The 6,852-nt window shown below is 59.7% G+C and carries 11 protein-coding genes; all 11 read left to right on the plus strand.

From position 1 onward, the window contains the following. Positions 1-436 precede the first annotated feature (436 nt). The 11 genes from WAW39_RS10530 to WAW39_RS10580 all read left to right on the plus strand — a co-directional run bounded on the left by WAW39_RS10530 (position 437) and on the right by WAW39_RS10580 (position 6,722). A complete protein-coding gene (locus WAW39_RS10530; protein WP_422318512.1) occupies positions 437-727 on the plus strand; it encodes a spike base protein, RCAP_Rcc01079 family in 291 nt (96 codons plus the stop codon). Positions 728-731: 4 nt separating this feature from the next. Continuing rightward, positions 732-869 (plus strand): hypothetical protein, encoded by a 138-nt coding sequence (locus WAW39_RS10535; RefSeq protein WP_422318514.1) that lies wholly within the window; start codon positions 732-734, stop codon positions 867-869. Positions 870-876: 7 nt separating this feature from the next. Next, positions 877-1,890: a hypothetical protein gene (locus tag WAW39_RS10540; RefSeq protein WP_422318516.1), complete on the plus strand. Its 1,014-nt coding sequence runs from the start codon at positions 877-879 to the stop codon at positions 1,888-1,890. Further along, the gene (locus WAW39_RS10545) at positions 1,890-2,111 is read left to right on the plus strand and encodes a hypothetical protein (RefSeq protein WP_422318518.1); all 222 of its coding nucleotides are present in this window, start codon (positions 1,890-1,892) and stop codon (positions 2,109-2,111) included. The genes WAW39_RS10540 and WAW39_RS10545 overlap by 1 nt, the downstream gene beginning before the upstream one ends. A 127-nt stretch (positions 2,112-2,238) precedes the next feature. Beyond that, a complete protein-coding gene (locus tag WAW39_RS10550) occupies positions 2,239-2,382 on the plus strand; it encodes a hypothetical protein (RefSeq protein WP_422318520.1) in 144 nt (47 codons plus the stop codon). 20 nt (positions 2,383-2,402) lie between these two features. Beyond that, the gene (locus tag WAW39_RS10555) at positions 2,403-3,467 is read left to right on the plus strand and encodes a hypothetical protein (protein ID WP_422318522.1); all 1,065 of its coding nucleotides are present in this window, start codon (positions 2,403-2,405) and stop codon (positions 3,465-3,467) included. Positions 3,468-3,803: 336 nt separating this feature from the next. Next, positions 3,804-4,829, plus strand: coding sequence for a hypothetical protein (locus WAW39_RS10560; protein ID WP_422318524.1), 1,026 nt, complete (start codon positions 3,804-3,806; stop codon positions 4,827-4,829). Positions 4,830-4,862: 33 nt separating this feature from the next. Further along, the gene (locus tag WAW39_RS10565; protein ID WP_422318526.1) at positions 4,863-5,276 is read left to right on the plus strand and encodes a hypothetical protein; all 414 of its coding nucleotides are present in this window, start codon (positions 4,863-4,865) and stop codon (positions 5,274-5,276) included. Beyond that, positions 5,273-5,959, plus strand: a complete 687-nt coding sequence (locus WAW39_RS10570) for a hypothetical protein (RefSeq protein WP_422318528.1) — start codon at positions 5,273-5,275, stop codon at positions 5,957-5,959. Before WAW39_RS10565 ends, WAW39_RS10570 begins: the two co-directional genes overlap by 4 nt. A gap of 59 nt (positions 5,960-6,018) precedes the next feature. Beyond that, a complete protein-coding gene (locus WAW39_RS10575) occupies positions 6,019-6,315 on the plus strand; it encodes a hypothetical protein (RefSeq protein WP_422318530.1) in 297 nt (98 codons plus the stop codon). Positions 6,316-6,446: 131 nt separating this feature from the next. After that, positions 6,447-6,722, plus strand: a complete 276-nt coding sequence (locus WAW39_RS10580) for a hypothetical protein (protein WP_422318532.1) — start codon at positions 6,447-6,449, stop codon at positions 6,720-6,722. Positions 6,723-6,852 lie beyond the last annotated feature (130 nt).

Genomic DNA, 6,852 nt, shown 5'->3' on the forward strand with positions numbered 1-6,852 from the left:
GGGCGGGTGCGCCGATGCCGGGGGCTCCGGGGCTGGCGTGAGTTTTTGAAGCGCCGATGAACGAGCAGGGACAATGAGACAGCCAGACTATCAGACAATGAGACATTCAGTTTTCAAGACTCTAGGACTGCTTCTGGCGGATAAAGCCTGCGGCGCGCAGTGATCGAGGACGAGCAGGAGAACGAGGACGATTTTCAGATAACGAAGAACCAAGGACGAAAAACACAAAACACACTACTACCATGAAGAAGCACACTCTGCTACTTCGATAATCCAGCACTTCGATACTCCACGACTCCCCTGCTCTACCCGGCTCGTGTTTGCGATACGCAATGATCGAGGACGAGATCGAGCAGGAGGGCGAGGACAATCTCCAGACAAAGACTGCATCACTCCGTATTCCACATTTTTTCAACCCTAACACCCATCGCACACCATGCCTGCCTCACGACGCCGCACACCGCTTGATCCCATGTCCATCCCCGGAGCCCTCCAGGAGATGGTGCCAAACTCGTCCTTTCGCGCGGTCACGCCGTCTGACACCTCCCCCATCAAAGGGGGCCCGGCGCGCGCGCTCTATGTGGGCGGCACGGGCGATGTGGTGGCCATCAACGAAAACGGAGTGGCGGTGAAATTTGCGGGCGTGCCGGCAGGCGCCGTGCTGCCCATCGCGACCTCCCGCGTGAACGCCACGAACACGACGGCCACGAACATTGTTGCGCTGTGATATTATGATCGGACTCGGACTCGCACTGCCACTCTTTCAGCCGCCGCGTGACATCACGCCGGGTGGCGCCACGGACGTCTGGGAGTGGGAGGCCGGCCTGGGCATGCAGTGGGAGACGAATATGAACACCCCCGTCGAATAAAAATATTATGGCTGACCTTCCCATCTCAAGCGCCGCCGCTCTGGACCACTCCACGATAGCGACTGGCGATCTTTTACCCGTGGTAGACATCTCCGCCTCCTCCGGCAGCAAGGGGAGCAGGATCACCGTGGGAGAACTGACGACGACAGTGAACGGCACCCTGCTCGGAGCCTCGAACGTCTTCACCGCGAGCGGAGCGGCCTCCTCCCCTGCCCTCTCGCTGACGGGCTCCATTTTCACGGGCGGGACCTCGACGACGACGAAGCCGCTGTTTTTGGTGGAGCCACAGGGGACGACGAGCAACAACTGGAAGACAAATGGCACACTGTTTGGCCTCAATGCGTCAAGTGGCTTTGGCGGCAATTTAATCGATTTGCAAGTTTCCGGGGCAAGTAAGTTCGCGGTCAATGCAGCGGGAACAATCATCGGCCCGACTGGGGGGTGGCAGGTGTTTAGCAGCGGCTCTCTCCAGTTTGAATTAATCAACTATGGAACGTCATTTGGATTCCTAGGAGCGGGAATAATCATAGGCGGTCTACATGCCCTTACTTGGACGTCATACAACGGGGGGGCGAGCATCATTCCAGTTGAAGGGGGCGGTTGCATGAGGTTGTCGGGCAGTGATTACAGCTATGTGCAAAAGCCGTTCACTCTCCACTTATCAGGCTGGTACCAGGATGATTCCAATTATGAACGCCTTGCTCTGACAACAGCTTCCGGCCCCTATCAAATCAAGCCAGAGGCTGCGGGCACGGGCACGCTACGGGATTTGAGCCTTGGCGCCAGCGGAGGCAGAACATTGATTCAAAGCTCCATACTCCAGTTTGGTGGCACCACCTCCTCATACCCTGCACTTGCTAATGAGAGTGGCGTTTTGCAGGTTCTTCTAGCCGATGGATCCGGCTATGCCCCCCTCGACGCTCAGGGGTATTCGGTCGGTGGAACTCCAGGAGCGTCTGGTTCGGCCACCGGGGCAAACACCTTGACCATTGTAAATGGCATCATCACCAACATTTCATAATGACTGACCCTTTCATGAACAAACCCGACACCAACACCCAGCGCAGCATCATTGAAACAGCGATCAAGGCCATCGAGGCCGAGAGCTATTCGCTCACGCTCTCCGGCGAGGCGATGAAGACCATCGGCCTGGTGGAGAAGGCGACCGAACTCGGCGAGCAACTGGCGAAGTCCATGAAGCTGCATGCCTTCTACACCGCAAAGCTCCATGAACTGGCCTGAGCCATGCAACACGTTCACCTCCAGCAGACCTTGAACGCGACACCTCCGGAGAGGCCCATCGCTCCTGCACGCTCGAACGCCACCAACAACACCGCCACGAACACCAACATCGCAGCTCATTGATTTTATGATCGCACTCGGACTGGCCCTGCCTCTTTCACAAACACGCGACTCCACGCCGGGCGGCGCGGAGGATGTGCTGCTGCTGGCGGACGGCTCCGGCGGCCTGCTGCTGGCGGACGGCTCCAGTTTTCTGCTGCTTTCCCACTGAATACCACACCCTATTACTTTATGGCTGACAAAACACTCGCTTCACTGACCGCTGCCTCCCCTGCCACGGGAGGGCTGATTTATGGCACTCAAGGTGGCGCTGATCGGAAATTCACGCTGACGGCGGCGGGGGCGGCGGTGCTGGAGTCCAGCACGACGGCGGAGCAGCAGACAGCTCTGGGATTGGGGGCGCTGGCCACACAAAACAGCATCACCCCGGGCAGCACCGCCACCAGCGGCGCGAGTGCGGGGGATCTTCTGACGAGCGACGGCAGCGTGGTTCAGAATCTCACCCCGGGAGCCGGAGTGAACACAGCGATTGGCAACGCTGTGAATGACAACGGTGGCCTGCTGACGCATGACATCATCGGCACCAGTGGAGCCAAGCTGCCGCTGTTGTCTGAGGCGAACACCTTTGGCCAGGAGCAATCCATTGATGTCGTGTCAGGCCGCCTTTTGACGCTCAAGCTGGCAGGCACAGACTACACTTACATCACCGACGAAGGACTCTTCCTTGGGATGCCTGGAGTCTCTGGCTACCAGGCGAGAATCTGCTCGAACTGGGGAGCACTTGGCCTGTGGGGCAATTGCATAAGCTACAACTACGGTCTCCATTACCGAGCCACTGGTTGGTCAGGTGAGATTGACTATTTCAATTTGTGGGACACCGGTGCGGCCAATCAGATGGATTTGCGGAACGGCACTTCTGCCCAGGTGCTGCGCATTACAAACACTTACACGAGCTCAACCAACTGGGAGGCTTTCGTGATCGACTGGCAGACGACAGCCAATACAGTACGTCTGGGCACCGAGGTGGGCAGCGGCGGTGGAACGGCGCGTGAATTACAGTTCATCCGAGGCGGCGTCGTCAAGGCCACCATCGGGGCAAACACCACCGACCATGCACAGCCGGTGAAGCTGCCGAGCTACACGGTCAGCAGCCTGCCTTCGGCCTCCACCTGCGGTGCGGGCAGCATGGCCTTCGCCACTGATGCGACCAGCACCACCGCCTACACCACGGTGAGCGGCGGCGGAAGCAGCCAGGTGCTGGTCATCAGCGACGGCACCAACTGGATCATTCATTGATTTCCCACCTCATGATCTCCGGCACTGCAGCGTCCAGAAACGAATGCCCTCACCTGCTTCCGCCGGGAGCTTCTGGCATGCCCCCGCCACCACCCGCATTCCTCAGCCCGCTTACTTCCGCCAGCATGCATGAACCTCTACCATCTGCTCCGCTTCCATACCGCGCTGTCCAGCATGGCCGGGCCATCGCCCGCCTTCATGCAGGGAGAGGCGCTCAGGCGGCACACGGTTTCACCAGCGCGACGCAACATCTGGCGGCGCGGAGGAGGTGCCGCTTCCTGCGGAAGGCGCCAGTTTCCTGATTCTTTCCCGCTGAACACCACACTCTACCACCTCATGGCTGACCAAACACTCGCTTCCTTGACCGCCGCAACTCCTGCCACGGGAGGGCTGATTTATGGCACGCAGGGCGGTTCGGACCGGAAATTTACGGTGACTGCAGCGGGGGCGGCACTCATTGAGTCCACGACAGGCATCAAATATCCAGAAATGGCGTTTGTATATGAGGCCAGCGGGAATGACACGAGCGGCGCAGTTGGAGACCCGGCCAGGCCTTTTGCAACAATCCAAGCCGCTTACAATGCTGGAGCGAAAAACTTCTCCATAATTGGAACGGTGGGCGATTTGCTTCTAGGCTCTTCGGACTCTTTGGCTTTCTTTGGAGTCAATTCAGACACCTCGAAGATCGGAACAATTTCATGCATTCAAGGTGTCGGATATGCCAATCTCCGTGGCAATGGAAGGGACATGGTTTCCATTGATCAAATCACTTTTACAGGAGATCCAGGAATGATTGGTACAAGTGTTGGGATGGATGGGACTGATGGAGTTACTTCGCCAAGTTTTGCTCTTTATGGTGTGAGTGTTACAGCCATAACCCTTGTCGGTGGCACTGGAGGAACTGGCTCGACTGGAACTACCGATCCAGGCAGTGGTGATGGTTATGCAGGAGGCAATGCTGGAAGTGGCGGGGGCGCTGGGGATGTTTCGCTTTATGACTGTTCGCTAATTGGAAACGTCTCCTTGACGGGTGGGAATGGTGGAATTGGAGGCACTGGTGGAGATGCTGGGAGCACGAATAATTCTGCCGGTCAGGGTGGAGTCGGCGGAAATGGAGGCAGCAGTGGGAGTGTTTATCTCAGCCGCACTCATGTTCTTGCCACCTCCATTGTCCAAACTGCGGGGCAAATGGGGGCAGGAGGCGGTGGTGGCTCGGGGCCTTCCGGCGGAGGAAACGGCGCTGACGGTTCGCCAGGCTATAACGGCGGAATGCAGGCTCATTGGTGTGAATTTGCATCCAGCTCAGCAACGAGCTCAATGACCCTCGTGGCTTGTATTTCAGAAGGGGTCTTCTCGGCATGATGAGAGCATCCAACAATGTCACATTGAAACCCCATGAAACTCCCGCTCGATCCCTCCCACTTTGATGTGCCCCTCTCGCTGGCCACCTGCATCCTCGGTGCGGCGGTGAGCGCGCTGGGCATTGTGGCGGCCACGGTGGCGGGGTGGTATGTGCGGCTGGCGAGCATTGACCCGCAGGAGCTGGCGATCCAGCCGCTGCATGTGGTGCTCATCGGCTTCATCATCGCGCTGGCGGGGTTCATCGTGCTGATTCTGCGCGCGGTGTGGGGCAAGGGCATCGAGACGGTGAACCGCTTCAGCGATGCGCTGAACAACCAGGCGCAGCAGATCGCGGAGCTGATCGACCTGCAGACGAAGCGGGTGGAGAAGCTGGAGACGCTGAGCTTTGACGCCCTGCGGGACGCCGCCATGCAGGCCAGCAATACCATAACACACCACAAACCATGAACACGCGCACCTGCTACATCGCCATCAACGGCATCCGCAACAACCCCGGAGACGCGGAGGGGTGGACGGACCGGTTTGTGACGTGGATCAACACACGGCTGCCGGACGGGGTGGTGGCGGAGAAGTTTGAGTATGCGTGCAGTACGCTGCTGCGGCGGCTGCGTCAGCGCCAGCGGGCGGATGAGATTTCCAAGAAGGTGGGCTACTACCGGCGCGCGGGCTATCGCCTGGTGCTGGTGGGGCACAGCAATGGGTGCGACCTCATCGCGCGCGTGCTGGAGGCCTGCGGTGCGGAGATCGATGCGGCGCACCTCATCGCTCCGGCGGCGGATGAGGAGGACTTTGCCGAGGCCATCCGCGAAGGGCTGATCCGCCGCATCCACATCTATGGCAGCCGGAATGACGGCGCGCTTCGATTTGCCGCCGCCACGCGCCCGCTCATCAGCTGGCTGGGACTGGGCTATGGCTCGCTGGGACTGCGGGGCCGGGAGTTTGCGGCGCTTTTCCCCGAGGTGGTGCAGGACCACAGCGACGACTCCTGCGGCCACAGCACCTGGCTGCAGCGCGGCCCGCAGTTTGAGGCGCTGATGCAGGCCATCAGCCGGAACGACCTCGCAGACCACCGAATACCATATACTACCACTGTTCAAGGCGAGGAGTGGAGGCCTGGAGACGTGGTGTGAATGTCGAATGTCGAATGTCGAAACCGAGAACCGAGAACCGAGAACCGAAAACTAATCCCATGAAAACCCACGCACTTATCCTTGTCACCGCCGCACTCGTGGCCGTCCTGGCCCTTGGCTCCTGCACGAATCCGGCCATCCTGAAAATCACCACGCCGGCCGTGCAGGCGCAGATCATCGGAAATTTGGAGAAGGATCTCCTGGCCGGTGGCGGTGCGCTGCTGATCTCCGGCGGCAGCACCAGCGCCGCCGTGGCCGCCATGTCTGCACAGGAGGTGCGAAACATCCCTGCGCTGCAGCAGGCGCTGTCCGCACAGGTTTCAGCCAAAAGTCCCGCTGCGGCAGTGGCGCCATGAATGCGCTGATCGGCATCGCCGCGGTGGGTCTGCTCCTGTGGGGCATGCACCTGCTGCTGAACCACAAACCACCGCCGCCCGGCTCCAGTGAACTTTTCTCATAACCGCACCCGAAACTTGAAACCACGCCCATGAAACTGACCCCCAGCATCGAACAAATGATCGAGGAAGCACCCGCGCCCATCGAGCCCCGGCACTTCATGCGGCGGCTGCTGGAGTTCCTGAAAAACGGCCTGCACCTCTCCGCGCCCGCGCTGCCTTATGGCGCGGACTACTGCGAGCTCACCTACTCCGGAGCCTTCGTGGCCACCGCCGTGTACAAGTCCGGAGGCAGCAGCGGCACCACGCTCAAGACGCTGACCTTTGGCAACGACGGCACCAACATCACCTCCATCACCGCCACCTGACATGATCTTCAATCCCTTCACCGGACAGCTCGACTCCACGGGCGGCGCCGTGCCACCCAGCACGCTGGCCTTTGCCTCCACCCTCACGATCAACGCCTCCAGCGAGCGCTTCCACCGCATCTCCCTCACC

Source organism: Prosthecobacter sp. (assembly GCF_049294395.1).
Classification (GTDB): Bacteria; Verrucomicrobiota; Verrucomicrobiia; order Verrucomicrobiales; family Verrucomicrobiaceae; genus Prosthecobacter.

Bases quoted from the DNA above. Each gene is read 5' to 3' on its own strand.
- WAW39_RS10530 (WP_422318512.1), top strand. From the start codon at position 437: ATGCCTGCCTCACGACGCCGCACACCGCTTGATCCCATGTCCATCCCC.
- WAW39_RS10535 (WP_422318514.1), top strand. From the start codon at position 732: ATGATCGGACTCGGACTCGCACTGCCACTCTTTCAGCCGCCGCGTGAC.
- WAW39_RS10540 (WP_422318516.1), top strand. From the start codon at position 877: ATGGCTGACCTTCCCATCTCAAGCGCCGCCGCTCTGGACCACTCCACG.
- WAW39_RS10545 (WP_422318518.1), top strand. From the start codon at position 1,890: ATGACTGACCCTTTCATGAACAAACCCGACACCAACACCCAGCGCAGC.
- WAW39_RS10550 (WP_422318520.1), top strand. From the start codon at position 2,239: ATGATCGCACTCGGACTGGCCCTGCCTCTTTCACAAACACGCGACTCC.
- WAW39_RS10555 (WP_422318522.1), top strand. From the start codon at position 2,403: ATGGCTGACAAAACACTCGCTTCACTGACCGCTGCCTCCCCTGCCACG.
- WAW39_RS10560 (WP_422318524.1), top strand. From the start codon at position 3,804: ATGGCTGACCAAACACTCGCTTCCTTGACCGCCGCAACTCCTGCCACG.
- WAW39_RS10565 (WP_422318526.1), top strand. From the start codon at position 4,863: ATGAAACTCCCGCTCGATCCCTCCCACTTTGATGTGCCCCTCTCGCTG.
- WAW39_RS10570 (WP_422318528.1), top strand. From the start codon at position 5,273: ATGAACACGCGCACCTGCTACATCGCCATCAACGGCATCCGCAACAAC.
- WAW39_RS10575 (WP_422318530.1), top strand. From the start codon at position 6,019: ATGAAAACCCACGCACTTATCCTTGTCACCGCCGCACTCGTGGCCGTC.
- WAW39_RS10580 (WP_422318532.1), top strand. From the start codon at position 6,447: ATGAAACTGACCCCCAGCATCGAACAAATGATCGAGGAAGCACCCGCG.